20 protein-coding genes and 2 rRNA genes are annotated in these 26467 nt (G+C 44.6%); 1 reads left to right on the top strand and 21 read right to left on the bottom strand.

Features of this window, described 5'->3' with window-relative positions:
• Positions 1–71: 71 nt before the first annotated feature.
• Positions 72–1013, top strand: a complete 942-nt coding sequence (locus tag HXT39_RS00860) for an AEC family transporter (RefSeq protein WP_103013894.1) — start codon at positions 72–74, stop codon at positions 1011–1013.
• A gap of 47 nt (positions 1014–1060) precedes the next feature.
• Here HXT39_RS00860 and HXT39_RS00855 read toward each other — a convergent pair whose 3' ends face one another.
• The 21 genes from HXT39_RS00855 to HXT39_RS00755 form a co-directional block, all read right to left on the bottom strand.
• Positions 1061–1348 carry a toxin-antitoxin system antitoxin subunit gene (locus HXT39_RS00855; RefSeq protein WP_076003078.1) on the bottom strand — a complete coding sequence of 96 codons (288 nt, stop codon included), beginning with the start codon at positions 1346–1348 and terminating at the stop codon, positions 1061–1063.
• 12 nt (positions 1349–1360) lie between these two features.
• Positions 1361–1654 (bottom strand): hypothetical protein, encoded by a 294-nt coding sequence (locus HXT39_RS00850; RefSeq protein ID WP_076003079.1) that lies wholly within the window; start codon positions 1652–1654, stop codon positions 1361–1363.
• 330 nt (positions 1655–1984) lie between these two features.
• Positions 1985–2845 (bottom strand): KilA-N domain-containing protein, encoded by an 861-nt coding sequence (locus HXT39_RS00845; protein WP_103013893.1) that lies wholly within the window; start codon positions 2843–2845, stop codon positions 1985–1987.
• A gap of 329 nt (positions 2846–3174) precedes the next feature.
• The gene (locus HXT39_RS00840) at positions 3175–4602 is read right to left on the bottom strand and encodes a Maf family nucleotide pyrophosphatase (protein WP_103013892.1); all 1428 of its coding nucleotides are present in this window, start codon (positions 4600–4602) and stop codon (positions 3175–3177) included.
• Between the two features lie 43 nt (positions 4603–4645).
• Positions 4646–4999: a hypothetical protein gene (locus HXT39_RS00835; RefSeq protein WP_064621518.1), complete on the bottom strand. Its 354-nt coding sequence runs from the start codon at positions 4997–4999 to the stop codon at positions 4646–4648.
• Between the two features lie 10 nt (positions 5000–5009).
• Positions 5010–5237, bottom strand: coding sequence for a hypothetical protein (locus HXT39_RS00830; protein ID WP_233186355.1), 228 nt, complete (start codon positions 5235–5237; stop codon positions 5010–5012).
• Positions 5238–5373: 136 nt separating this feature from the next.
• On the bottom strand, positions 5374–6450 hold the full coding sequence (gene thrB / locus HXT39_RS00825) for a homoserine kinase (protein ID WP_103013891.1): 1077 nt from the start codon (positions 6448–6450) through the stop codon (positions 5374–5376).
• Positions 6451–6469: 19 nt separating this feature from the next.
• Positions 6470–7840, bottom strand: a complete 1371-nt coding sequence (locus tag HXT39_RS00820) for a homoserine dehydrogenase (RefSeq protein ID WP_102703267.1) — start codon at positions 7838–7840, stop codon at positions 6470–6472.
• A gap of 65 nt (positions 7841–7905) precedes the next feature.
• Entirely contained in the window at positions 7906–8907 is a 1002-nt protein-coding gene (locus tag HXT39_RS00815) for a CPBP family intramembrane glutamic endopeptidase (RefSeq protein ID WP_102155603.1), read from the bottom strand.
• A gap of 87 nt (positions 8908–8994) precedes the next feature.
• Complete coding sequence (locus tag HXT39_RS00810; protein ID WP_103013890.1) at positions 8995–10137, bottom strand: D-alanine--D-alanine ligase family protein; 1143 nt, start codon at positions 10135–10137, stop codon at positions 8995–8997.
• 71 nt (positions 10138–10208) lie between these two features.
• Complete coding sequence (locus HXT39_RS00805; RefSeq protein ID WP_004106227.1) at positions 10209–11204, bottom strand: NAD(P)H-dependent glycerol-3-phosphate dehydrogenase; 996 nt, start codon at positions 11202–11204, stop codon at positions 10209–10211.
• A gap of 141 nt (positions 11205–11345) precedes the next feature.
• Complete coding sequence (locus HXT39_RS00800) at positions 11346–12230, bottom strand: lysophospholipid acyltransferase family protein (RefSeq protein WP_004109108.1); 885 nt, start codon at positions 12228–12230, stop codon at positions 11346–11348.
• 19 nt (positions 12231–12249) lie between these two features.
• Entirely contained in the window at positions 12250–13113 is an 864-nt protein-coding gene (locus HXT39_RS00795) for an anchored repeat-type ABC transporter permease subunit (protein ID WP_004109107.1), read from the bottom strand.
• Positions 13113–13901: an anchored repeat-type ABC transporter ATP-binding subunit gene (locus HXT39_RS00790; RefSeq protein ID WP_199172879.1), complete on the bottom strand. Its 789-nt coding sequence runs from the start codon at positions 13899–13901 to the stop codon at positions 13113–13115. Before HXT39_RS00790 ends, HXT39_RS00795 begins: the two co-directional genes overlap by 1 nt.
• A gap of 20 nt (positions 13902–13921) precedes the next feature.
• Positions 13922–15670 carry an anchored repeat ABC transporter, substrate-binding protein gene (locus tag HXT39_RS00785; protein ID WP_103013888.1) on the bottom strand — a complete coding sequence of 583 codons (1749 nt, stop codon included), beginning with the start codon at positions 15668–15670 and terminating at the stop codon, positions 13922–13924.
• A gap of 18 nt (positions 15671–15688) precedes the next feature.
• Positions 15689–17842: a choice-of-anchor M domain-containing protein gene (locus tag HXT39_RS00780; protein WP_199172882.1), complete on the bottom strand. Its 2154-nt coding sequence runs from the start codon at positions 17840–17842 to the stop codon at positions 15689–15691.
• Between the two features lie 13 nt (positions 17843–17855).
• Positions 17856–19055, bottom strand: coding sequence for a choice-of-anchor M domain-containing protein (locus HXT39_RS00775; RefSeq protein ID WP_103013886.1), 1200 nt, complete (start codon positions 19053–19055; stop codon positions 17856–17858).
• A 34-nt stretch (positions 19056–19089) separates the two neighbouring features.
• Positions 19090–21408: a choice-of-anchor M domain-containing protein gene (locus HXT39_RS00770; RefSeq protein ID WP_103013885.1), complete on the bottom strand. Its 2319-nt coding sequence runs from the start codon at positions 21406–21408 to the stop codon at positions 19090–19092.
• Between the two features lie 229 nt (positions 21409–21637).
• Positions 21638–22192 carry a cysteine hydrolase family protein gene (locus tag HXT39_RS00765; RefSeq protein ID WP_103013884.1) on the bottom strand — a complete coding sequence of 185 codons (555 nt, stop codon included), beginning with the start codon at positions 22190–22192 and terminating at the stop codon, positions 21638–21640.
• 575 nt (positions 22193–22767) lie between these two features.
• Positions 22768–22884, bottom strand: a 5S ribosomal RNA gene (gene rrf / locus HXT39_RS00760).
• 179 nt (positions 22885–23063) lie between these two features.
• Positions 23064–26125, bottom strand: a 23S ribosomal RNA gene (locus HXT39_RS00755).
• Positions 26126–26467 lie beyond the last annotated feature (342 nt).

The raw sequence follows: 26467 nt of genomic DNA, 5'->3' as shown, positions 1-26467 counted from the left end.
TCTCCTATAGTTACAACATAGGTTCGCACGCATGCAATTTGCGTGCAATTAACGAATTTTGGAGGCAAGAAATGGGCTTAATCAGCGCAATGCAAGGCTTTTGCGTAATTGGCATTGTTATTGCTGCAGGCTACGTTACTGCTCGCATGCACGTTGGCGGTTCACAGGCTCAAATGGTCCTAAATCGCGTAAGTTTTTTCGTTTCCAGCCCTTGCTTAATGTTTGCAATACTTTCTAAAGAGCCTATTTTTGAGATTTTTCACTCTTCGATTTTTGTTGCATTCTTTTCTGCAATGATTGTTGGAGTTGCGTTCGTGCTGCTTAATCGCTTTTGCTTCCATCTTCCTGCAGCCGACTGCACTATAGGTGCTCTCAATTCTCTTTATTTAAATTCAAACAATATTGGCTTGCCGGTTGCGACTTATATTTTGGGAAATCCTGCGCTTGTTGCTCCGATTTTAGTTATGCAACAGGCTGTATTTACTCCTGTTGGTTTGACGGTTCTCGACATTACAACTACTGGAAAATGTTCGCTTAAACGCATCGCTCAGCAGCCTTTAAAACAGCCACTTTTAATTGGTTCGCTTGGTGGAATTATTATTTCTGCAATTTCCGCAAAAGTTGGCTACTTCCCTGTTCCTAATTTTCTTTACGATCCAATTAAGATGATTGGCGATTCTGCAGTTCCAATGATTTTAATGGCTTTTGGAATGTCGCTTTACGGAAGCAAACCTTTACGAAAAGATTCCAATCGCGCTGCTATTGCCACTGTTGCTGTGCTAAAAAATCTTATTATGCCTGCAATTGCATTTTTGCTAGCTTATTTTGTTATGGGTTTTCGCGGGGCAACTTTGTACGCGTGCGTTGTGCTGGCTGCGCTTCCAACCGGTCAAAACGTTTACAATTATGCTGCGCGCTACAACGTCGGCTTAAGTTTTGCGCGCGACGGCATACTGTTTTCTACTGTCACTAGCCCAATTTGCATAGCAGTAATCGCCGCTATTTTGGGGTGATTAATCCGCGCGCAATCGTAGAACTTTGTAATCACAACACTTTGTAATCATCTTGCTTTTTGAGCAAGAAGCAGTTTGCATGCTTCGCGCACAACGTCCCCAACTTTCACACCCTGCTTATCGGCAGAAGCCTTTAGAGCATCAGCATCTTCAGCAGATATACGAAAAGTTATAGGCAACATAGCTTCTTTGTAAAGAGGCGGTCTGCCGAGCGGCTTTTTAATACGCAAATTACCAGCTTTACCGTGATATTTGCCTTTTTCAGCATCACTTTCCCATTTATCAAGCATTTCATCAGTGACATCAATGCCACCTTCACCACGAAAATTAGCCATAATCACTCCTACCTATCTTCTACCAAAAATTTGTCTAATTTCTTCTTGACTAAATCCCATTTCAGCAAGAAACTTTTTAGTTGCAGGCACTACATGAAAAATAATCCATTCCCCATCTTCGCCCTTATATGCAATAAGTTCCGTAATAACTCCGCGAGAATCCCAAGCAAATGAAAGCATCTGACTAGGCTCATATTCACCTTGCCTGGGAAGCTCTCTACAAGATGAGTTCCACATATTTATTACTTCAGTTTCGCTGAACCAAGGTCGTTTTCGAATAACTCTAGGATGCACTAAAACCTTCATAAATATTATCTCCCAACTCTCAATACTTTCGTATACGAAATATTATCACATTGTGCCAGAGATTATCAAAATATGGCTAATCGAACTAATAAAAGCATGCAAAAAGCCTAATGCAAATTGGCAAAAGTTGGAAGTCTGCTTTCAGATTCCGCAAAACTAACTCATACTTGGAAGTCTACTTCCAAATTGAAGCTAACTTTGCGCAACTACCTTTGCACAGCTAACGAGTCGAGGCAAGAGAATCAAGACACGCGCGGAAACTGTACTGCACACGTACCAGAAGACGAGGTAAATATCAGCATTAAGTGCAGAATTAAAAAGTGATTAGACTCAATTTTTTAGCACGGAATCCAAACTCTTTATTCCAGGATTATTCAAATTCTCAAGAGATAAAATCTGCGTTCGCGCCAAATTTCTAAGTTCCGCCATTCGATCAGCCTGTGGCAAACCCTTAGAGATCAAAACAGCGTTATAGCTTTCCATATTCGCCAATACCAGAAGTTCATTAATACTCGCCTCGTCTCGAATGTTTCCTTTTGACTTAGGATTTGCGTCTCTCCATTGCTTAGCAGTCTTATTAAACAATGCAACATTTAACAAATCTGCTTCATTTGCATACTTATACATCAACTGCTCAGAAGTCAAATCCTTCAACAAATATTCTTTAATAGCATCCGTATGAATCTTGTAATTAATCTTCGAAATCTCACGGTTCAAATTCCAATTCAACGAAAGCCTGGAACCCTCATCAGATTTAAGTCTTTGATAATCTTTGATAATATATAGTTCAAATTCTGCTGAGATCCAAGCCACAAACTTAAATGCTATATCTTTATGAGCGTAAGTTCCGCCATTCTTACCAGATTTGGAAACTATGCCAATAGCATTTGTTGATTCTACCCATCTTTTAGGAGATAAAGTAAAAGCATTAGAACCAGCCTCATTCTTAAAGGAGTCGAATTCGACCCCTTTAAAATTCGGATTGTTAATACTCTCCCACAATCCCAAGAATTCAATAGTATTCTTTACTCTCAGCCAGTTTTTAACAACATCTTTAGGCTCTTCTTTGTTTTTATATCTCGCAATATCGGTTAAACTAACGTAATCATTCCTAAAATCTTCCGTATAAACCTGAATTGTAAAGCCTTTTGCTGTAATAATATCTTTTTTAATATTTGATGCATTAGACATAATTGCCCCCTAATATTTACGCAAATTTACGCAATTAGTTGCTTTATTTGATTTGTTTACTTTATTTCTATGCGCTTGACACAAAACCCATGAATCACAAGCAAAATTACAAAATCAAGCACAAGCCACAAAACATCTAACAACTAGCAGAAAACTAGCATGTACCAGCGCATAAGTAGTATTTTATAAGATTTCATAGATTAAAAGCAACGCAAACACGTAGATAAAATAAAAAAGTTAATTCCCAAAACAATACTCTAAATAAAATTTCGCAAGTTGGAAGTCTACTTCCAAATTGAAGCTAACTTTGCGCAACTACCTTTGCTCAACTAGCGAATCGAGGCAAGAGAATCGAGACGAGCGCGGAATGACGGCCAATCCGTGCGCATTGCCGTAAGCAGCTTCAGCTTAGGCACGTCGTCAATCGGCACCCACTTAATTTCCATACTCTCGTCGTCGTGCGCGCAAGGATTCACACTATGCCCCGGCTTTTCAAACGCAAAAACCGTTGTATAACACCAATTTCCATGATCTTCGCGGTAAGCTCCAACAACTTCAATATCTCCCGAAGTGATATTTGCTTCCTCGAAAGACTCACGCAACGCGCCCTCAATCGCGCTTTCTCCGTCGGAAATTGCGCCACCAGGGATGCCCCAAGTGCCACCTTCAGCGCTCCAAAGAGCACGATGTTGCATCACAACGTGCGTCACGCGACCAGTTTCAGCATCTCGCCTAGCAAGCAGCACTCCAGCAGCTCCGTTATGACCCCAATGTCTGCGGCCACAATCGCAATGCACCCAGCCATCTCCCGGCTGATGCACATTTTCTTTAGGCACTTCCGTGGAAGTCGGATCATTCTTTTCGCCAGTTTCTTCCAAGCTTTCCTTATTCCACAAATCCGGCCAAGCGTATCCAAGCTCCGAAACCATTTGTCTCAGCAGCGGCAAGCTGATTCCAAGAACACCGTGAGGATCTCCATTAATGCTTTCAATAAAAGCTCCGCCAAAACCTTCTAACGTAAAGGATCCTGCCACTTCCAGAGGCTCACCAGTTGCTACATACGCGCGAATTTCCGCGTCATTCATTTGCGCAAAAGTTACGCTTGCATGACTTGTTTTGCAAATAGTTTTGCCGGTTTTTGCGTTGATTAAGCAGTGACCAGTCCACAATTGTCCTGTTTTTCCACTCATCTGCTTGATTCTCTCAAATGCCACTTCAGGAGTATGCGGCTTTCCGTAGCACTCACCATCGAGTAAGAACATGGAATCGCAGCCAACAATCAGCACACCGCTACAATCATGAGAAGATTTACTCGTATATGCAAAATCGTGAATATCGAAAGTTTTTGTAGGAACAGTAACGCCTGAAAAATCGCGAGTTTGCGCCGTATCTACGTTATGCGTTACGTCTGATTGCGAATCGCTTGCTAAAGCATTACCAGCAGATTCAGAAGATTCAGATCCCGCAGGTTCAGCTTCCAGCGGATACCCCACAACTAAATCGCCACTAGCTGAAGCGGCTGCATCCGCCACAAGTTTCCACGCATGGTACACAGCTTGAGCTTTTGCACGAGCCAAAATAGAAACTCGCTGCTCAACGTTCAACTGCTCAACGCTCGTACCTCGCTCACTAGCGGCATCACGCAAAGCCGCCAGCTCATCCACTTCGCTTACGTGAATTACCGGAATCACGCCCGCTGCCGCCAAAACCGCTCTACGCGAAGGAGACTGCGAGGCTAAAATCAACGAAACTGTCATACCTTACTCTTCCTTTTTATCCTTCACACAGTCTATTTTCTGGTTACTGCAATACTGCCTGTAGCTGGCATTGTTCATTATGCATCTGAGCATCTCTCAAAATCAAAGACTGTAAATACTTGCTTTTATTTGGCATGCCATCTCTTTTAGCAGCGCGAGAAATATATTCACTCCAAGATTTAGGTACACGAAAACGCTCTTGAACACTGCTTTCGCGCCTTTCTTTTGAATTTGGTCTTCCTGGTCCAGATAAGGATGCAAATATTTCAGTTGCATCAGAATCTTCAGAAAGCAAAGTTTGCATAATTTTTGCAGCTTCTTCGCCAGAAAATTGCATTACAGGAGGATTATTTGGAACAGACACATTTTCATCAGCTAAATTCTCATACATATCCATTTCACTCACCTCATTTGCCCCATCTTTTCCAATATTTAAACCATTTATCAGTCAGATGCTCTACGTGAAACACCAAAAAATCTTTACCTTGAGGTCTTGCAAGCACTTCAATTAAATCATCCTTCCACGCACCTGGATGCCTTAAACATATGACTAGCGCAACGAATGTTCCGTTTGAACTAGGCGGATTTGACACATCATTAGGATTAACTAAAGCAAACCATATAGGTTCAGCCATAGCTTTTCGTATCTCTTCCTCATTTAGATGATCTTCATCAAAATGTTTGTATGCAGATTTGGGATCAAATCTAATAACCATTAACTAATTGTACCACAATTTATTGACTTGTTGCTTCATTACAACTTCACATAGGTTATTCGCGAGTTATTGCAACGCCAATAGAATCAACCTGCACATGCAAAACACGCCAGCCAGCACGCGAAAGCCACGGCTCAGCAATTGAGTCGATTTTTTGAGCTGCACTCTTGTTGCACTCAGCGTCTCCTGCATAAAATACAGCAACGCACGATCCTGCTCCCGAAATCGCTGCAGCAAAACCATGCTCGCGCAACGTTTCCACTAGCTTCCATGAATCTTTCATAAGATTTGCACGATACGGTTGATGAAGAGCATCTTGAGTTGCTGCAAAAAGTAACGCATTTCTCGAAATATCAGATTTTACTGTGCCTAATTCATTTTCAGAATCGCTATTTAACTCACCAAAAGCAACCGGTAGCATTGCAGTTCGCGACACGTTAAATATTGCGTCACCATACGGCACTTTTGCTGGAAGCGCGCGCCTAGCAAGCTCTGTAGAAAGCTCGAAATCAGGAACGAATACAGACACGGAAATATCTTGCGAAACTTTGTATCGTACAGTATGAAAACCGGTAGAAAGCGGAGCTTCGCAATCTCCAGCCACGCGCACAGAGCCTTTGCCTTCCCCAGCATCAAGCTTCCAGCTCATCGTCAAACCGCCAAAAACTGCAGGAGCAACATTGTCTGGATGACCTTCAATTGCGGCCGCGATTTCGAAAATTGCTTCGCGGTTAAGATCACCTTCGTGCGCAAAAGCCCAAGCAGCAGCAACTGCAGCAACAATCGCTTCTGCAGAAGAGCCCATACCGCGCGCTTGCGGAATCCGATTATGCGCTTCTAACGTAAATCGCAAGTTTGGCAGACCAAATATTTTACAAGCTTTGCGAAAAGTCGCTACAACTAGATGCGTTTCATCTTTTGGAAGCGTATCCTCGCCTTCGCCGTGAATAATTACGCGCACGTTTCCAGCATAATCGAGCGAATCAAGCGAATTTTTAGAATGATTATCATCCAGAGTAAAAACTAAAGAATCCGCATAATCAAGCGCAATACCGGCTGTATCAAAACCAGAACCAAGATTTGCGCTAGTCGCTGGCACGCGCACGGAAACACTGTTACACACTGGCTTCATACGATCACCTGCAGCTTCTCTACTTTATAACGCGCAAAACTAGCGGCTTTCCACACACAACATCCAACTTCTGCAAATCCTCACAAATAGCTTGAACTGCAGCTTCCGAACATTCGCGCACAAGCACGCGCACACTGCCAGGTCCACCAAGACCGCACTGTGGGCAATCCGAATCAGCTTCAGTTTGCGCATACTTAGCTTGGCACGCCGAAGCCAAACGTTCAGCTGCAACGCCATGATCTACAAAAACATCCATAACTTCGCTGCACAAAGCCAAAGAAGTATCTTCCATATTGCAACGAATCACAAAATCCGCTCTAGTCTGCTCGCTAGAAGCCGGCACATACTTGTTGTACATTGGCACGCCAAAACCTGCGCATCCACGCACAAGATTTCGAGCAGCACTAACAACATCTCCAACAACAGCACTTGCAGTTGGAGCGCCGCCGGCACCGCGTCCGTAGAACATCAAATCGTCTGCAGCCTGCGCCTTCACAAACACAGCATTAAAACTGCCGTGAACCGACGCCAAAGGGTGCTCCGCACCAACAAGCGCCGGATACACATTAACGCTTACTCCGCCATCCGATTTTGACTTACCGTCGCAATGCCTTTCGACTGCTGCAAGTAGCTTAATTACACGCTTTTCCGCGCTCGCTGCAGCAATATCTTCAGCAGTAATCGCGCTAATTCCTTCAACGGATACGTCGTCAATACTTACTGGCATTTGGAATGCAAGAGTTGCAAGAATCGCAGCTTTATTTGCAGCATCGAAACCTTCAACATCTCCGGTCGGATCTGCCTCAGCATAACCCTTTTCTTGAGCCGCGTGCAAAGCCAAATCAAAATCAAGTCCGCGCACAGTCATTTCGTCAAGAATATAGTTGGTAGTTCCGTTTACAATTCCGAAAATTTGCGTAATTTTGTCACCAATAAGCGACTCTCGAAGCGGTCGAACAATAGGAATCGCTCCTGCTACAGACGCCTCAAAGTACAAGTCAACTCCGTGACTTTCTGCACACTCGTATAATTCCGGACCAAACTTCGCAAGCAACGCTTTATTTGCAGTAACAACAGATTTTCCGTGGCATAGCGCACTTTTTACAAAAGTATGAGCCGGCTCAAGTCCGCCAATAAGCTCGACTATAATATCAATGTCTTCGCGAGCGCACAAAGAGGCAGTGTCTGTAGTTAGCAAATCACGCTTAATCCAAGGAGCGTCAACTTCTTCCGGGCGTAAGCATGCAACTGCTGCAAGCTCAATTTCAGCGCCAGTTCGCTTCTTAAGCTCATTGAACTGTTCAACTATTAGTCGCGCTGTTTGAGACCCAACAGTTCCAGCCCCAAGTAGGCCTACGCGAATAGTTTTAGTCGACTGATTGCTTTGCATAACTTTCGCCTCCTTCGTTGATTTATTTTATATTTTATTTTTATGCGATTATTTTTTACTCGCTTTTACACAAATAACATTAGCAAATTAAGAAGTATTGAAATAATCAAAAATGCTATTACTCCAACAGTTCCGTACAATGCTTTGTTGCCAGCTTTATTCGGAAGTTCTTGCGGAGCATTGAAGAATACAAGATACTTGCGGCGGCGAACTAGCAAAACCACGCCTACTATAAGCATGGCAATCATAAACATCCCATAAATTCCAGCTAGAATAAAACCGGTTGGCAGTCTAGTTAATTCCTGACGAGACATCTTTTCTACGTTAATCATATTTCCGCTTGCATCAACCAGCTGCTTTTCCAACCACATTGCAACTATGCTTCCTTGGAAATTCACAATCATATGAAGAAATATGCTGTAGCTCAACTTGGACGTACGAATATAAATGTAGCCAAAAACAAGTCCAAGTCCAAATGCGTAGAAGAATTGGAAAATGTTCATATGGAAAAGCGCGAAAGCAAGTGCAGAAAATACAATAGCTCGCTTTTCTCCGTACGCGCGCAAACGAGAAAGCAGCTGTTTTCTAAAAAGCCATTCTTCCACAATTGGTGCAAGAATTACCACGAATATGAAGGTTTCCCACATATTTCCCGCTGCAATAGTGTCTGATACGCGATTTTCTGCTTTGCCACCGCTAAGAACTGTTGCTAGGAAAACGCCAACTATATTACCAATGTACATAATCGGTATGCACACAGCAAAGAATCCGCCAAATTGGCTAAATTTCATAGAGAATTGTCGGGTTTTTGCCGCAGGAACAGTGCGCATAATAAGCATTGCGATTGGCAAAGCGACTAAATACTGCGAAATATCCGACACAAGTAATGTGTTAAGAGAGTCGCTTAGCATGCTCTTAGGCACAAACTGTGAAGAAAGAACTCCAAGAACATAGGCAACAGCAATCCAAACTACGAGGAATACGCATAAAGACATGCCAATAGTTCCTTGACGTTTGCGCGCTAACAAATAAGTGTCGTCGCGCCATGAATTTTGCAAATCTTGCATACTTATTCCTTTTTATTGCTGCTTTTGCTGCTGATTTAATTGCTGCTTTTTGTTTCTGCTTTTGTTGCTGTTTTACAGTTGATTAAATTATTTCAAAACACCTTCAATAAGCTTTGTAATTAAATCGCTATAGCTTATTCCGGTTGCTTCCCAAGCTTTTGGATACATGGAAATTGGCGTAAATCCAGGCATTGTGTTGATTTCATTGATCATCACATGACCTTCAGGAGTCACAAACGAATCAACACGGCTTAATCCTCTACCGTCTGCTGCTTTGAATGCTGCGAGCGCTGTTTTACGCACTAGCTCCAAAGTTTCCGCAGGAAGATTTGCTGGAACTTCAACGTGCGAAGCTGCGGAATCCATGTATTTGCTGTCAAAATCGTAGAACTGGTCTTCACCAGCCTCGCGCTTGTCGAGCACAACTTCTCCAGGCCAGCTTGCTTTCGGCTCCTCGCCATCGCGAGCTGCAAGAACCGCGCACTCAATTTCGCGCGCATCAATTCCTTGCTCTACCAACACTCGCCAATCGTGCTTTGAAGCTTCAAAAACGGCTTCTGCTAAGGCTTTAGCATCGCGCGATTCAACTTTTGTAACTCCAAAACTGGAACCTGCGCGGCTTGGCTTTACAAAAAGCGGATACTCGAGTTTTGCTGCCTCAACTTGCGCAAGAATTTCTTCTGCGTATGCATCAAAGCGATTTTCCGCGTCGCTTGCAAACTTGCGCGCATCAAGTGCAATTCCAGGAGCAACATTAATTCCGGCAGCTTTAAACAGTTGCTTTGCATAGTATTTATCCATGCACGCAGCCGAAGCCAATACTCCACAACCAACGTATGGAACTTGCATCATTTCTAGCAAGCCTTGCAAAGTGCCATCTTCACCGTTCGGACCGTGAAGAACTGGGAAAACAGCGTCAATATGACCCAAACTTGTAAGTGTACCGTCATTTTCGCGGGCTAAAAATCCGTCTGCGCCTTTGGCAGGGTCTAGCACAACATCGCGCGTTCCAGCAGTTTTTGTTATTACCGGAAGCTCTCCTTCTTCCATACGGAAGTTTCGCGGATCTTCGCCGCCAACAATCCATTCGCCTTGTTTTGTGATTGCGATCCGCACAATGTCAAAACGATTTTCGTCTACAGCACTGAGCACTCCAGCAGCAGATATGCAAGAAATCGAATGTTCGTCTGCCTTACCGCCATACAAGAACACTACACGCTTTTTCGTCATTTTTTTCCTTTATATATTTTGAATTATTCTAATTATTTTGGACTAGTTTTGATTATTTTCGCAAACGCTACTTACTCTTCGCAAACGTCGTCGTCGAAAAGCATTGCGAGCATTTCTTGGCAGGAAATTCCTTCTTCAAGCACGCGAGCCATTGCACTTGCAAGCGGAGTTGCAACACCCAAACGCTTGCCCATTGCAACTACTGCGCTTGTGGTTGGCACGCCTTCTGCAACACCATTGCTCACGGCAGTTGCTTCTTCAACGCTCATGCCTTTACCAAGATTTGCACCGAAAGTATAGTTGCGGCTTAGAGGAGATCCACAAGTTGCAACTAAATCACCAAAGCCAGCAAGACCTGCAAAAGTGCGCGAATCCGCGCCTTCTGCTACGCCCAATGCCGTCAATTCTGCCAAACCGCGCGTTTCAATCATAGCCGCCGTGTTTTCGCCATATCCTGCACCTCGAGCCATACCAACTGCGAGCGCAACCACGTTTTTAAGCGAGCCACACATTTCTACACCGATTACGTCTGTTGACACAAATGCTTTAAAGTAGCTGTTTGAGCATGCTTTTGCAACTACTTCTGCCTGAGACTTTTCTGCGCAAGCAACTACCGCTGCAGCCGGGTGGCGAGATGCAACTTCCTTGCTCAAGTTTGGTCCGGAAAGTGCAGCAAAACGGTTACGCGGTAAGTTCAAAGCTTCGCACACAACTTCATCCATACGTTTGCCGGTTGTGCGCTCAATGCCTTTCATCAGCGAAACAACGATCGCATTTTGTGGAATCAAACCCACAAAACCTTCCAACGCAACGCGAGCAAACTGTGCCGCAATCGCCACGACTACAATATCCGCATTTGCAACAGCCTCTGCTCGGTCCCCAGTTGCAGTCATGTTTTCTGGAAGTTTTTCTACGCTAGGCAGACGCACGCCATTATGATGATGATCGCGAATTCCTTCAACAATTTCCGGCTCTATTGCCCACATTGTCACTTGATTTCCTGCATCCGCAAGTACTTGTCCAAACGCAGTTCCCCAAGCACCAGCACCCAACACCGTAACGTTCATGTTTTACGTCCTGCCTTTCGGTTGTGAGTTTTATAAGCTACTGTATAGCTATTTATTTGTAATCACACTATTACATAATTCTACACATGCCGCTTTACGGGATTTATAAAAGATACTTTATTTTATTCTTCTGTATATTTTTTATTCTTCCGTAACGCGTTTCATCTGCCTGTAATCAAAGTATCCTGCAGGAGATTTTTCTCCACGAATTTCTTCCATAATCTGCGTCATACGCACACGCACGCGACGAGCCAACTCTTCAGCAGATTCAAGAGGAGGTAGCTCTCCCCAATTTTCGCTTCCCTGCAGCAAGTCGGAATAATCGAGTTGGGTATCGTAGCACATTACAACATTTTTCTTTGGCCACGGCCACCAGTGGTTAATGCTTGCAGCACCCCACACAACAGCGCAAAATAGCGGAATCTGATGTCCGAGTCTACGCGATGCTTCGAGAGCGATTATTCCAACTCCGGGCTTCATGCTCATCGGCCATTTTTTAGGATCGCGCGTAACTGTTCCTTCAGGCCATACACTTAAAGGTCTGCCATTGGTGAGGATTTTAATAGATTCTTCTTCTATTTCTCGCGCTTTTCCGCTTCTGCGAGGAACCGACTGCATGCCTACAAGCTGAAACCATTTGCCTAAGATTGGCCAGTGAGCGAGTTCCGCTTTTGCCATGTAGCGCGGACGACGACCTTGGTGGAATAGTGCAGTCATAGGTATGAAAACGTCAAACATCGTCACATGCGTGCAAGCTGTAATAAACACGCCTTCTTCTGGCACGTTTTCCAATCCCCACGCGCGTACTTTGCAGCGCGAACGCAATACGCGCGACGTTCCTTCTAACAATCTTTCAGCAGCCTTAGGATTTTGCGCGTCAATTTCTGCCTGATTTGGCTTACGTTTTCCTGTTGGATAGTAATACGTTGGATCAACTAAATTGTGTTTACTTGCTAAAAGCTTTACTTGCTCATCACTGAGTGGTTTTACTGCACTTCTTGGCGAAGGTTTTCCTTTTGATACCATACGTCTATTGTGCCGCACGCTATAAACCTACGCTACGACCCACTTTTGCAATCAACCCATGTTTAGGAGAGCACACCCAAGCGAGCACGAATAAAGCGGTTGCTACGAGCACAATTGTTCCGCCTGTTGCTGTATCAAAGCTCCACGAAATATACATTCCAACAATCGAAGAAACGCACCCAATAACAGGAGCTAAAATCATCATTCTTGGCAGCCTATCCGTAAGCAGTCGCGCAGTTGCAGCAGGAGTCACAAGCAGAGCAAGCACAAGCACGTTTCCAATAATTTGCACGGAAACAACTACAGCGATAGCCACTAACACGTACAACATTCCATCTAACCATGCAACTGGCAATCCCATTGCGCGCGAAGTTTCTCGATCCATCGATACGCACACAAGCTCTTTGTGGAACATGCATAATATAGCCAAAATAATCAAACCAGTAAAAGCAACAACAGCAATATCTGAATCAGGAATACCTGTAATCGAGCCAAACAAGAAGGATTCCAAAGAGCCGGCGTAGCCAGATGCTTTAGAAATAATCACAATTCCAAGAGCGAAAGCAGATACGAAAAATACGCCAATAAATGAGTCTTCGCGAAGCCTGCGATTTTGGCTAAAAATAGATACGATTAGCGCAGTTGCAACTCCTGCGAGTGCTCCTCCAAATAGCAGATTTCCTTGCAATACGAAGGCTATAGCAAGTCCTGGGAATACTGAGTGAGCTACAGCATCTCCAATAAACGCCATTCCTCTAAGTACTACGTAGCATCCAACTACACCGCAAATTACGCTAGAAAGGCACGCTACAATAAGTGCTTTTAGCAAAAACCAAAGGTCTGGATTTGTTAAATCTTGTATAAATTCTATTGGAGATAACATTACTCTTTCACCACACTTTCCTTACCAATTACGCGCTCAACTGCTTTAATAAGCGGATTTTGCGGAGCTACGTGGAAGGTTCGTACCCACTGTTCTGTTTGCAAATGTTGCGGCTCATCGTCGCCCACAATAGTGCCATCAAATAGCATTATTCTCGAGCATGAGTTAATTGAACCAATAATATCGTGCGAGCTCATGAGAATTGCTTCACCAGAAGCAGACAATTTTAAGAACAAATCGGTAAGCAGCTCCTGAGTAGGCATATCAAGTCCAGTAAACGGTTCGTCTAGCAAAAGTAAACGCGGCTCTCCAGCCAATGCTCGCGCAACAAGAACGCGTTGCCGCTGACCTCCAGAAAGTTCACCAATCGTGCGATCTTGGAAATCAGCCATTCCTGTGCGTTCAAGCGAGTTTAATGCGATCTCGTAATCTTCTTTTTTAGCGCGACGAACGTAACCAATATGACGAATCCTACCCATCATCACTACATCTAAAACAGAAAGTGGGAAATCCCACGCAATATCGTGACGTTGAGGCACGTATCCAACGTAAGATACGCGAGAATTAAGTTTCGCACCTTCCATATGAGGAGCACGCACTTCGAGTTTTCCAGTATGCGGAATCAAACCCATAATTGCACGAAATAGCGTTGTTTTACCGGCACCGTTTGCGCCAAGTAATCCCACGAATTCGCCACTATTAATGGTAAAAGAAACATCTTTTACAACAGCGCGATTCCCGTACGAAATATTCAAATTTTGTGCGCAAATTACTGCATTTTCTCCCATATTTATTACCTTTAACACTTTCACTTCAAACATTTCGCTAAAGAATCCGCGTTAGCTCGCATCATATCCGCGTAAGTTCGCACATTCGCGTCGAAAGCGTCACCATAAATTGGACAAACTTTCACATGTGCTTCAGACGCAAGCTCTTTAAGCACAGACGAGCGAGAAATCAAATTCGGCTCCAAAAACACTGCAGGGATTTCCAAGTCGCGTAAAATTTGCGAAAGTCTGCGCCTATCTTGCACGCTCGGTTCGCTTGAAGGATTGATTGTTACAAATCCCGCAATATTTACGCCATAAGCTTTACCTAAGTATGCAAAAGCGTCATGCGTTGTAACCAAGTTGCGACGCTCTTTTGGAATTGACGCAACTTTTTTACGCATATAAGCGTCTACGTCGAGAAGTTTATTAATATATCGATCCGCATTTGCGCGATATTTGCGAGCATTTTTAGGATCGACTTCGCACAAGCGGTCAGCTATTGTGCGCACATAAGCAATTCCGTTTTTCACTGACTGCCATAAATGCGGATCAATATCTCCATGAACATGTTTTCCAAGAACAGCTTGAGGAAGTTGATAAATTTTCTGCCGCGCAAATCCAAGGAATCTATAGCCTTGTTCAGCTGGAATTTCTTTTAAAGCATTAGTCGGCACTTCTACTACTACATCTCGCGGCTCATAATACACGCGCTTTGGCGCAACCGACCGCTTTTCTTGCAAAGTGTCAACTCTGTACAAAAATCCGCGTTTAGCTAAATCGTAAGCCAAATCTGCATGGCCTTGATTCAAAACTACGCTAGCTCCACGCTTTTTCGCTAATTTCTGCGCGTTAATGCCAACAGCAAAACGCATAGTTGCGTTTCCTAAACTTGCAACTCTTTCGTTTTGAGCATTGAGCATATCTGCATGAAAGTCGAGAGTGTATTCTCCTGGCTTACTAAAAGCCCAACTTAAATGCGTGTGCGCGTCCGCAGGCAAATCTACATGATCTTCATCGTTAATTCCGTTTGCTGAATTAACGTAAGTTTCTACACTTCCAAAAGTGCCAGTAAGGTAAGCGAAAAGCGAACCAGGACCAGTTACTTTAGTTGCAGTTAAGCGGATCCTGTCCGAACGCTTCATGTTGTATGCTTTTGGCTTTATTACAGTAGCGCGTCCTTCTTTCGTTACAGTGGAAGGCGCGTTTGATTGCGAAGATTGAGAAACCTGAGAAGACTGCGACTTATCAGGTTTCTCTTGAGATTTTTGTTGCTCTTTAGCATCTTTAGCTTCCTCAACCGTCTGCGAAGTTTGGCGTTCTGTAGCAAGACCAAGCCAAATAGTGTCCAACGACACATCTTCGACCATTGGAATAATATCCGCCGCATGTTTCACGCTTTCTTCAGCAAGTTGCACATTTGGCACGCCTTTTCGCAAATTTGCGTCTAAAGCAGTAATAACACCATGCTCCTCAAGCATCATGTAATTACTAAAAGCCACATCCGCATACACAACGTCTCGAATTGAACGCAATCGCGGCTCGTAAGAGTGCGGATCTGCATTATCAGGCACGATTGAACTCACATTTGCAGCATCCCCTGCTACATTCGCCACCATATCACGCAAAACGCCTGTAGTTGTAACTACATTAATGCGACCATCGCGATGTCCTGCACGATTCCCGTTAACACTACCACAAGCAGAAAGCGGCAAAATAAGCGCGACGACTGCAATTGCACCAATCGAAGAAAACAAAGTTTGCTTTACTTTTTTGGGCTTACGAATCACCCTTACACACTCCTACTACTAATAGCGCAACAGCCAGTTGAAGTTAATAAGTCCGCGCTTGTACAGATACCAAATTCCTGCACCCAAAACGCCAAGCACAGCAATAATTCCACCAGCAAGAAGCGAATAAGCAAGTAAAGGATTTCGCTTAAATAATCCTGTTACACCTTTTGCTTCAGACTTCGCAACATCGTCATTATCGTTCAATTTCTGTCGGTACAAACTTTTAGCGAGTCTCTTGTTACTAATTTTTGAAACAAGACCTTTATGCTTTTTAGCTTTTCTTGGCAATTGTTTTCCAGAGTGTGAATTGTTCAATCCTAAACCACGACCAACAAAAGGATTTCCGCCACCAACGGCACCGTTTCCATGACCGCCATTATTTCCGCCTAAACGAGGCAAATTAGTAGGTTTTGCTGGATTCTGAGGTGTAGAAGAACCATCCTTTTTTCCAGTACTTTCGCCGCCGTCAGCATACCCCATTGGTGTTTCTTGTGGATCTACACCAACAGCAACATGAATATTGCGAGTTACTGTAGAATTTCCGTCGGAAGCTTGGAATTGCAATGTGTAATATCCCGGTTCGTCGAAATCCCAATTCGCATGAGCATGCGTATTTGCAGGTATCGTATAATCTGTTGCTCCTTGAGTGGAGAAAATCTCTTGATCTCCACCGCCCAAACCGCCAAACATCCAAACGCGTACGTTTCCAGGACCTTCAACTCCTGTTAGGCTCAATTGAGTTGGCTTATGCGGATTCATAGACTGATTATTCCAACCCATCCATGGCACACCATCAATTTGTGTTTGCGGTATACGATACACGCCGTTAGTTTTACCAGCATCACCAACTGCGAATACAACTGTATCCGGGTCTCTAAAGACGTGGCTTCCTGTCACATCTTCTTGCACAGCCATATCAACTTTATTTGAATCGCCAGTATATACAGCAATATCAACGTGACCGTGGTCTATAACAAGCTTGTCGCCCTTGATGTCTTTGAACTTTGTCACAGCAGATTGCTGACTTTGAGAAACTTGCTTTCCGCTTTTAGCGTTATGTTCCCCATGAATAAGACCACCATTATTACTTCCAAAAAGTCCTTGTTGTTGCATTTTTGCTCCAGGCCATGGAGTCACATACACAGTGTTGTTGTTACCGTTAATGAAGAAAGATCCGTTACTTTGTTGCACATTAATGCTGTGATCCTCACTTTGAGAATCGTCATCATCATCTGAATCTTCTTCGTCGTCTTCACCATCTTCATCACCATCAAAAGATGCGCCATCATAATCAGCAAAATCGCCAGCTGTTACATCATGATTAGTTACATGGAATGTATAAGTCTGCTCAGAACTTTGCTCCTCGTCACCAACGGTAGCAGTAGCCTTCATTTTTAACTTATACACACCAGGACGGTTAAAAGACCAATACATGTGCGAATGCTTGCCACCAGTCTCAGTAATGTCAACATCTTTCGGCCAGTTTTCAGCAGAGCCGAGCATTTTCTCATAATCGTCACCGCTGCGACTGTACATAAAAACTTCGCCGTTGTGGGGGGCTTCGATACCAGTTAATGACAGTTTGACTGTTGGATTAACTTTTGTAGAACCAGCTCCCTCATATAACGGTCTAGTATCTAAACCAGGCCATAATGCACCAGTATTTCCAGCTCCAGATTGATCAAAGAACCAGACTACACCTTCGCGAGTTGTTGCGTAGATTTCTTTTATTATCGGATCGTTCTCATCTTTGGAAAACTGCATGATATTTTTAGAGCCGACTTCAAAAATAAGCCGATTCGTATCGTAACGAGTGCCATTATGATCTTCATTTTCAAACGCATCACCCAAGGTACCTAATACCATGCGGTTATTTGTAGTATCAAAGAAAGTTGCAAAAACGTCAGTATGACCTTTATACGCATGGCACATTGCAACTTTACTATCAGCCGCAGGTTGTGAAGCAGTTTTATCTAAGCGAGCAGCTGCACACGCTTTAAAATTGGCTTGCTTTATTGCGTCAAAATCTTTAGAAGATTTCTTTCCGCTTACAACAGTTGCGTCACTGCCATTGTCAGCAAAAGCCGTGGGAGTTCCCATCATCATGCCACACAAGCACACGCCCACCAACAAAGCGCGAGATAATTTCTTTATACTATTACGAACCATTTTCGTCACACCATTATTTCCACTGAGTGCCATCAGATTGCACATTGTCTGATTGAGAATATTGAGAATTATTAATTGGTGACATTACTGTCGTTTCTTGATCACTCACTAGATCCGACAAAGCACTTTCACCATTTGCATTATTCACAGAATTTGCATTATTTGCATACTGTTGATTAGCTTGTGCAGAAACTTGCTTAGCAAGCGCAAGATTTCGTGCTTTCTTGCTTTTAACTACAGCTATTAGTACAAAAATCACAATAATTACGGCAATAATAGCCACAAAAATACCTACGATTTGAAGAACTAAAGCTGTATCGTCACTTTTTTCAGATACTTTGTGAGAATGCTTATGCTTGTTGTGAAGGAGTTCGTGATGATGATTAGCTTCATCTTTTTCGGATTCATCGTTATCTTCTTCATCTTGACCCTCTTCGTCGCCCTCGTTGCCACTTGCTCCAGCAGCACTCGCACCTAAAGCAGCATTAGGATCGGTATTATCTCCAACCGCAAAATTAAGAACACGCGTATCGCTTACTGCGCGTCCATTTTTAAGCTTTCCTGAAAAAGTAAGCTTTACATGATAAATTCCAGGCTTAGAAAACACCCAATTCACGTGAGTATGAGCGTTGGCTTCAATCCAGCTGTTTTGCGGATATCCTTTAGTACTATCCCAAAGTTGCTGTGGATTGTTGTTGCCATTTTCTAAGTAAACATGCAGTTTACCCGGGCCGCTTACTCCTTCAAGAGAAAGGTTTGCACCGCGATCGAGCTCGTTAAGCACGCCACCTTCCTGCGTATTCCAACCAAGCCACGGCACATCAGGATTTTGAGTTTGTGGAATTACGTAAAGCTTGGTTCCAGGCTTTTCGCCAATAAAACTGTAGGCAGCATCATCAGGCATAGGAATTATTGAATTGCCACCTAATTTAAATACCACATTTTCTGGGTCTCGCCACACTGGTTCGTCACCAGTATCATCGCGAATCTTCAATTTCCATTTGCCGTCGATTAGCGTTGGTCCAAAATCAGCATGACCTGCTTGAATCATAACTGGCTGATTGCCTTCATTAGCATAAGCAGTTTCCTGCATTGGATTTGGTGCGCATAAAGATGCAACCAAAGTTACTAAAGAAAATATGAGCGCAAGCAACGCAGTAGAATATACATGCTTTCGTTTTACTTGCAATGTTTCATTTTGTTTGTAATTCATTATTTAAACTTTCTAGTAATAATACGAATATTATTTACAACAATTTCAATTTAGAACGTATCAATGCTCCGCATGCGCCAGTTATTGTGCATAAGCCGACGCTCGCACCTGAAGCTGCAACCGCAACCCACTTAGTCGAGGAACCATCACCTTTTGTATCATCTGAATCATCTTCATACGCTTCATCAGATTCTTCGTTGTATTGCCTTGCACCTTGCAAAGCATGACGTTCAGTATTCTTAACAAAATCAGAGTTATTGACAGAACTATTTTTAGACTTATTGCCAGAATTATTATCTGTTCTTACGAAATTACGAATAGTCTGTCCACTTTTCTTAGAGCTCTTGTTCTTAGTATGAGTTCCGCCAGAAGTTCGTCGCGATGAATTATGTAACGATGTTCCGCTTGAATTTTCTGTTCTTGTAAAAGAACTAGAACCAGAACTAGCACCACTTTGCGTATTATTTTTAGAATTATTCTTACGATTAGTGCGGTTAGTCTTATTGCGATTCTTCTTTGTGCGCTTGAATTTTCTGTTGGATTTCTTAAAGAAATTAGATTCGAATTGGAATCCACCATTAGAACTAGATCCAAATAGTCCCGAATTTGCAGTGCCGCCGAATACACCTTTCAAAAAGTTCTTTCCACCAACAAAATGCTTAGTCTTATTTTTGCGCTTATTACGACGCTTCTCATGGTGCTTTTTCCCGTGAGAGTTCTCATCATCTTCAGAATCAGAACCACTTTGATCATCATCGCCATCATGGTTATGAGAGTGAGGAACACCTTTCATCTCAATAACATAATCGCAAAACTCATCAAACATTTTATTACGGTAAAGTTCACCGTTCTTTAAAACTAAGGAAGGACGAATCGTTGCACCTTGCATTGACGCATCAAGTTTTAGCTCCAACTTGCTGTTCACGGCACCAGGAATGCGCTTAAATTCGCTTTCTCCTTCCTTTTTTATCAACCAAACATAATCTTTGACTATGGAAGTTACTGGACTTGTCGGATCGTCAATTGGCGCACCGGTAACACCGTCGGTTGCAACATGAGGGTTAAGCAATACTGTTTTCGCGTGTAAAGTATCCCCTGGTTTGAAACGCTTATAAGGAGCAATTGCTTTTACTACAGGATGTCCGTCGGCACCGTGATCTTCAACGGCGATGGTTGCAGACGCAGTATCTTTGCCAACTTGCGTTTCACCTTCAGTTGCGTGAGCATACACTTTCATCTTGTTCATTGCAGGCTCAGCTGGAAGCTGCAATCTCTCAGCAAAAAGAGTGGTTCCATACGCGTCAGGACCTTCGTCAGCACGCACATATCTCCACTCAATACGAGCACCCTTTGGTTTGTTAACTACTTTTAAGTCTAAACCACCATAACCTTCGTATGAATGATAATGCGGATGAGGCCCGGAATCACGAATATTGCCGATGCGCATATCGCCGCCATCGTCTTTATCTGTGTCTTTATGATCTTTGGAAGCTTCGTGCGCTTCTTCATCATCGTCAGGATTAATAAAATCACCGCGACGGTGCAAATCAAGCGTTTCCGTAATGCCAGAAGCAGGTACTTCGCCTGAATATGTATCTTCTACTTCAAAAGTGTATTCTGCAGGTTCGGTTGTGATCTGCTTCTTAGTGTTCTTATTTGTAATAGTTGCTGCTACTTTTAGCTTGTAAACGCCAGGCTGCGTAAATCCCCAGTTTGCATGCACGTGGCCAGCAGTATGTTGGTGAATTACGCCAGGTAGCATAAATCGACTGCCATCAGTATCAGGTTCGTCGTCTAAATCATTCTCTTCAAATGATAATTTCTTCGAATTTTTTCCAATGCCATCGGTAGTCCAAAGCAGAATGCGCCCGTTCATTGGTCCAGTAACTTGCTGAATTGCAATATCTGCTGTTGCATCATCTGCGTGAGATGCGCCAACTAAAGATGCAGCATAACCTGTGTCCCAACCCGGAAAAAGAGGGTTCCCTTTTTGATTTCCGGAACTATCGAGATAGTAGTATTCAGTAGCGAGAGCAGGAAGTTGCGATTTTGTAGTGTACGTGCTTTTAGCTACGCGCAAAGTAGTGTTTTCAGGCTTTAAGAAAGTAGCAGCGTCTTTTTCGACGGCCATAATGAATTTACCATTGTATTGAATTGGGTAAAACACGTCTGTATGGCCGTGACTTAGCACTTCCTTTTTTGTAGGATCGTATTTTTCAGCAGGATTACCATTTTCTAATGCAACTGCCGGTAAAGCTGCACTAAATCCTGATGCGAGCACGGCAATGGCAAGTATTGCAACACTTGCCATTGCAAAAGCACGTTTCACAATATTCCTAATGACCTGAGTCATAATTACTATTTCGCTCTCTACACTTCATCTTCTTATCGTTATATGCGCTCTTCTTTTCGCAAATAATTATGGAAGATTTTTTAACAACGTCTATTAATAATAATAATGATTCTCATTAATAGCAAGTCGACACTCCGAATACATAAAAACGCTGGCAGCTTAAAGCAACCAGCGTCTATTATTCTCAATAACTATTGAATACTTATTTAAATATTTTTAGCTAAAATTCTCAGCCTTCTACAATATCCGCATTAAGGCAAGTCTTAAAGTGGCGCAAAGCCCATTCGTGACCTGCAGGATCAAAGCTTGCAACGGCATCCTTGTGAACCACAATCTTGAATCCAAGATTATACGCATCGACAGCAGTGTGAAGCACGCAAATATCCGTGCAAACTCCCACCAAATGCAGCTCTTCAATGTGACGTTCGCGAAGCTTAATCAGCAAATCCGTGCCATTAAACGAAGAGTAGCGAGTTTTATGAATGTAATACACATTGCTTTTATCTTTATTTTCCTCGTAAAAATCACCAAGCGCGCCGTACAGCTTCTGACCGTGAGTTCCTGCGATATTGTGAGGTGGGAAAAGCTTAGTTTCAGGATGATACGGATCGTTCAAATGGTGCGTATCAATCGCAAAAACCACGAACTCACCGGCGTCAAGAAATTCCTGCGAAATCTCAGTAATACGCTTCTCGAGCTTTTGCGCAGGCTCGCCCACAGTAAGAGAGCCATCGCTTGCCACAAAATCATTCGTATAATCAATGTTAATAAGGGCTTTATTCATACCTACTCCTTGTATGAAATTTACAGAATAATCGCAAATAGCATTACTGCTAACAGCATTATTGCAAATAGCTCTACTGCAATAGCATAATCGCTTTAGTTACAATATTCCGCATTCTTAATTGCTTGATTTTATTTCAATTGATAGCCCAATTATCAACTCAATTGCTGGCCCAATTGCGATCGGCGCAATACCTCAATATTCAAAGAATACTCAAAGCTCACTTGCTTCTGCACCGACTATCATCATTTAATCACTACCTTGCGGCAAATGATGCTACAAAACGTTTGCCGGGAATTTTTCGTTACTGGTGCAGTACAGTTTCTGCGCGCGTGTCTCTGTTGTCTGTTTTTAACTACATTTGCCGTAAGTTTTTTCCTCGTGTTTGGAGGGTTAACCCTCGCTCTACGCTCCATTTGCGAGAACACTCTCTCACGTTTGGAGGGTTTAACCTGATTATTTGCTCCATTCGTGAGAGGACGTTCTCACGAATGGAGAATTACAGATAATAGAAAATAAATAACAGTATACGAAAATAAAAAAGCGGGGAGTGAAAACTCCCCGCTAGAAAAATAATGCGGCAGCGTGCTAGTCTCCCACACCCTATCGAGTGCAGTACCCTCGCCGTGTCAGGCCTTAGCTTCCGGGTTCGGAATGGGACCGGGCGTCTCACCTGAGCCATGACCACCGCAAAACTAGATTATACACTCAAAACCATTGAGTGGCAACACGTGGCGGTTTGGGAACCGGACATGAACGCGAATAAAAACTCTCTTACCAACTGATCGTTAAGCAAAACATTCAGTACTCATTAACGCTAGAAGAATAATACTCATGAGGAACTCACCCTCCCCACTCACAAAAGTGAGGAAGAATGTCACCATCGCCCGTTAGTACTAGTCAGCTCCACCCCTTACAGGGCTTCCACATCTAGCCTATCAACCACGTGTTCTACATGGGGGCTCACACACTAAAGTGCAAGGAATGCTTATCTTGGAGCAGGCTTCCCGCTTAGATGCTTTCAGCGGTTATCCCTTCCGAACGTAGCTAACCGGCAGCGCCACTGGCGTGACGACCGGCATACCAGAGGTTCGTCCACCCAGGTCCTCTCGTACTATGGGCAGGTCTCCTCAACATTCCAACGAGCGCAGAGGATAGAGACCAAACTGTCTCACGACGTTCTGAACCCAGCTCGCGTGCCGCTTTAATCGGCGAACAGCCGAACCCTTGGGACCTGCTCCAGCCCCAGGATGCGACGAGCCGACATCGAGGTGCCAAACCATCCCGTCGATATGGACTCTTGGGAATGATCAGCCTGTTATCCCCGGGGTACCTTTTATCCGTTGAGCGATGCCACGTCCGTACGCCGGCACCGGATCACTATCTCCGACTTTCGTCCCTGCTCGACCCGTCAGTCTCACAGTCAAGCCCGCTTGTGCGATTACACTCAACACCCGATTGCCAACCGGGCTGAGCGGACCATTGAGCGCCTCCGTTACTCTTTAGGAGGCAACCGCCCCAGTTAAACTACCCGCCAGGCACTGTCCCTGACACGGATAACGTGTCGAGGTTAGACGCCAGATATGGAAAGAGCGGTATTTCACCTGTCGACTCCACGCAAGCTAGCGCCCACGCTTCACAGCCTCCCGCCTATGCTACACGATCCACACCTAACGACAATACCAAGGTATAGTAAAGGTCCCGGGGTCTTTTCGTCCTTCTGCGCTTAACGAGCATCTTTACTCGTACTGCAATTTCGCCGGGCTCCTGGCCGAGACAGTGGGGAAGTCGTTACGCCATTCGTGCAGGTCGGAACTTACCCGACAAGGAATTTCGCTACCTTAGGATGGTTATAGTTACCACCGCCGTTTACCGGGGCTTAAATTCACCGCTTCACCGAAGCTAACGGATTCTCTTAACCTTCCGGCACCGGGCAGGCGTCAGAGCGTATACAGCGGCTTACGCCTTCGCACGCTCCTGTGTTTTTGGTAAACAGTCGCTACCCCCTAGCTTGTGCCACCCCCAACAGCTCAACAGTGTAAAACCATATCACCATCAGGGGTCTCCCTTATGCCGAAGGCACGGGAGTAATTTGCCGAGTTCCTTGGCCAGGATTCGCCCGATCGCTTCGGTATACTCTACCAGACCACCAGTGTCGGTTTAGGGTACGAGCGGAATCACACCTCACGTTGAAGCTTTTCTTGGCAAGCAGGATCACCGGAATCAGCCTTACAGCCTACCCATCACGCCTCAGCTTTAACATCCCCCGGATTTACCTAGGAGACAGCCCACACGCTTAGCCACGGAAAACCACCTCCGCAGCCGGCTACCTACCCGCGTCACTCCCACGCTAACCTACTACCGATACAGTCCCAACACAAACCAGCCAACAACCCCGAAAGGCAATCAACCAGCAAATGAAGGTTAGTACTCTCAGATTCAGTTCGAACGGTGTAACACCGGTACGGGAATATCAACCCGTTCATCCATTCGACTACGCCTGTCGGCCTCGCCTTAGGACTCGACTCACCCGGGGACGACGAACGTGGCCCCGGAACCCTTAGTCATTCAGCGGACGGGATTCACACCCGTCTCTCGCTACTCATGTCTGCATTCTCACTCCTGTAAAGTCCACGACAAGTTCACACTGCCGCTTCACCCCATACAGGACGCTCTCCTACCCCGCATGAAACAAATCATGCAGCCGCGTCTTCGGTGGCGTGCTTAAGCCCCGCTACATTGTCGGCGCGGAACCACTAGACCAGTGAGCTGTTACGCACTCTTTCAAGGATGGCTGCTTCTGAGCCAACCTCCTGGCTGTCTATGCGACTCCACATCCTTTCCCACTTAGCACGCGCTTCGGGACCTTAGACGACGATCAGGGCTGTTTCCCTTTTGACGACGGAGCTTATCCCCCGCCGACTCACTGCCGTGATAAACCTAACAGGTATTCGGAGTTTGGCTGCTATTGGTACCCGGTATGGGCCCGCAAGCATCCAGTAGCTCTACCCCCTGTAAGCAATAACACGACGCTGCACCTAAATGCATTTCGGAGAGAACCAGCTATCACGGAATTTGATTGGCCTTTCACCCCTAACCCCAAGTCATCCCCCCAGTTTTCAACCTAGGTGGGTTCGGTCCTCCACACGGTCTTACCCGCGCTTCAACCTGCTCAGGGCTAGATCATCCCGCTTCGGGTCCAGGACATGCGACTCAAACGCCTTTTAAAACTCGCTTTCGCTACGGCTCCCCCACCCGGGTTAGCCTCGCCACATACCACTGACTCGCAGACTCATTTTTCGATAGGCACGCCGTCACCCCACAAAGAAGGCTCCGACGGATTGTAAGCGCACGGTTTCAGGAACTATTTCACTCCCCTCCCGGGGTGCTTTTCACCTTTCCCTCACGGTACTAGTACACTATCGGTCAGACAGGAATACTTAGGCTTACCCAACGGTCTGGGCAGATTCACGCGGGATTCCACGAGTCCCGCGCTACTTGGGAATAAACATAAAGAGACATCGCACGACAAGCTACGGGGCCATCACCCTCTACGGCTGGGAATTCAATCCCATTCACCTAGCACGACATTTTATCACTCTCCTCAACCCCGTCAGAGGCTGAACAGTCCATCCCACGACCCCGAATGCGCAACACCTGACGGCTATCACACGCACCCGGTTTAGCCTGATCCGCTTTCGCTCGCCACTACTCACGGAGTATCCTTTCCTGCAGGTACTGAGATGTTTCACTTCCCTGCGTACCCCCCACAAAAACTGTGGTGACCACTCATAACAGTGGCCGGGTCTCCCCATTCGGAAATCCTCGGATCAAAGCCCACTCGGCAGCTCCCCGAGGCATATCGCAGCCCGTCACGTCCTTCATCGGTCCTGTCTACCAAGGCATCCACCATACGCCCTTACCAGTGACAAACACTAAAGTAAGAACCCATCAGCAAAATTCTCTAGACAAAAAATCATCACACTAAACGATCACAAAACGATCAAGCGACTCCAACAAAAGGAGCCGGTTGAAATTGATAAAAGCAAAAAAATCGAAACAAAAAAGTTTCGCATTTTACTCGCGTCCACTATCCAGTTCTCAAACCACCACAACACCACAAAACCCAAGCCAAACACTCAAAAAGCATCAACCTGAAATCCTGTGAGTCAAGGACCGCAACCCCAAACAAAGGGGGGTGGCAATCCGGGAACCCAAAAGCATGCCCAACAAACTCATCAAAAAAACGTCAACTATTGTTTTCCACACCAGTAA

The organism is Gardnerella sp. DNF01159 (assembly GCF_049244215.1).
GTDB lineage: Bacteria > Actinomycetota > Actinomycetes > Actinomycetales > Bifidobacteriaceae > Bifidobacterium > Bifidobacterium swidsinskii.
This window is presented reverse-complemented; position numbering and strand designations above follow the sequence as displayed.

Coding starts and splice junctions, on each gene's coding strand:
- HXT39_RS00855 (WP_076003078.1), bottom strand. CDS start 1,348: ATGGCTAATTTTCGTGGTGAAGGTGGCATTGATGTCACTGATGAAATG.
- HXT39_RS00810 (WP_103013890.1), bottom strand. CDS start 10,137: ATGACGAAAAAGCGTGTAGTGTTCTTGTATGGCGGTAAGGCAGACGAA.
- HXT39_RS00860 (WP_103013894.1), top strand. CDS start 72: ATGGGCTTAATCAGCGCAATGCAAGGCTTTTGCGTAATTGGCATTGTT.
- HXT39_RS00840 (WP_103013892.1), bottom strand. CDS start 4,602: ATGACAGTTTCGTTGATTTTAGCCTCGCAGTCTCCTTCGCGTAGAGCG.
- thrB (WP_103013891.1), bottom strand. CDS start 6,450: ATGAAGCCAGTGTGTAACAGTGTTTCCGTGCGCGTGCCAGCGACTAGC.
- HXT39_RS00795 (WP_004109107.1), bottom strand. CDS start 13,113: ATGTTATCTCCAATAGAATTTATACAAGATTTAACAAATCCAGACCTT.
- HXT39_RS00800 (WP_004109108.1), bottom strand. CDS start 12,230: ATGGTATCAAAAGGAAAACCTTCGCCAAGAAGTGCAGTAAAACCACTC.
- HXT39_RS00850 (WP_076003079.1), bottom strand. CDS start 1,654: ATGAAGGTTTTAGTGCATCCTAGAGTTATTCGAAAACGACCTTGGTTC.
- HXT39_RS00820 (WP_102703267.1), bottom strand. CDS start 7,840: ATGCAAAGCAATCAGTCGACTAAAACTATTCGCGTAGGCCTACTTGGG.
- HXT39_RS00805 (WP_004106227.1), bottom strand. CDS start 11,204: ATGAACGTTACGGTGTTGGGTGCTGGTGCTTGGGGAACTGCGTTTGGA.
- HXT39_RS00770 (WP_103013885.1), bottom strand. CDS start 21,408: ATGACTCAGGTCATTAGGAATATTGTGAAACGTGCTTTTGCAATGGCA.
- HXT39_RS00815 (WP_102155603.1), bottom strand. CDS start 8,907: ATGCAAGATTTGCAAAATTCATGGCGCGACGACACTTATTTGTTAGCG.
- HXT39_RS00830 (WP_233186355.1), bottom strand. CDS start 5,237: ATGGCTGAACCTATATGGTTTGCTTTAGTTAATCCTAATGATGTGTCA.
- HXT39_RS00775 (WP_103013886.1), bottom strand. CDS start 19,055: ATGAATTACAAACAAAATGAAACATTGCAAGTAAAACGAAAGCATGTA.
- HXT39_RS00790 (WP_199172879.1), bottom strand. CDS start 13,901: ATGGGAGAAAATGCAGTAATTTGCGCACAAAATTTGAATATTTCGTAC.
- HXT39_RS00780 (WP_199172882.1), bottom strand. CDS start 17,842: ATGGTTCGTAATAGTATAAAGAAATTATCTCGCGCTTTGTTGGTGGGC.
- HXT39_RS00765 (WP_103013884.1), bottom strand. CDS start 22,192: ATGAATAAAGCCCTTATTAACATTGATTATACGAATGATTTTGTGGCA.
- HXT39_RS00835 (WP_064621518.1), bottom strand. CDS start 4,999: ATGGATATGTATGAGAATTTAGCTGATGAAAATGTGTCTGTTCCAAAT.
- HXT39_RS00845 (WP_103013893.1), bottom strand. CDS start 2,845: ATGTCTAATGCATCAAATATTAAAAAAGATATTATTACAGCAAAAGGC.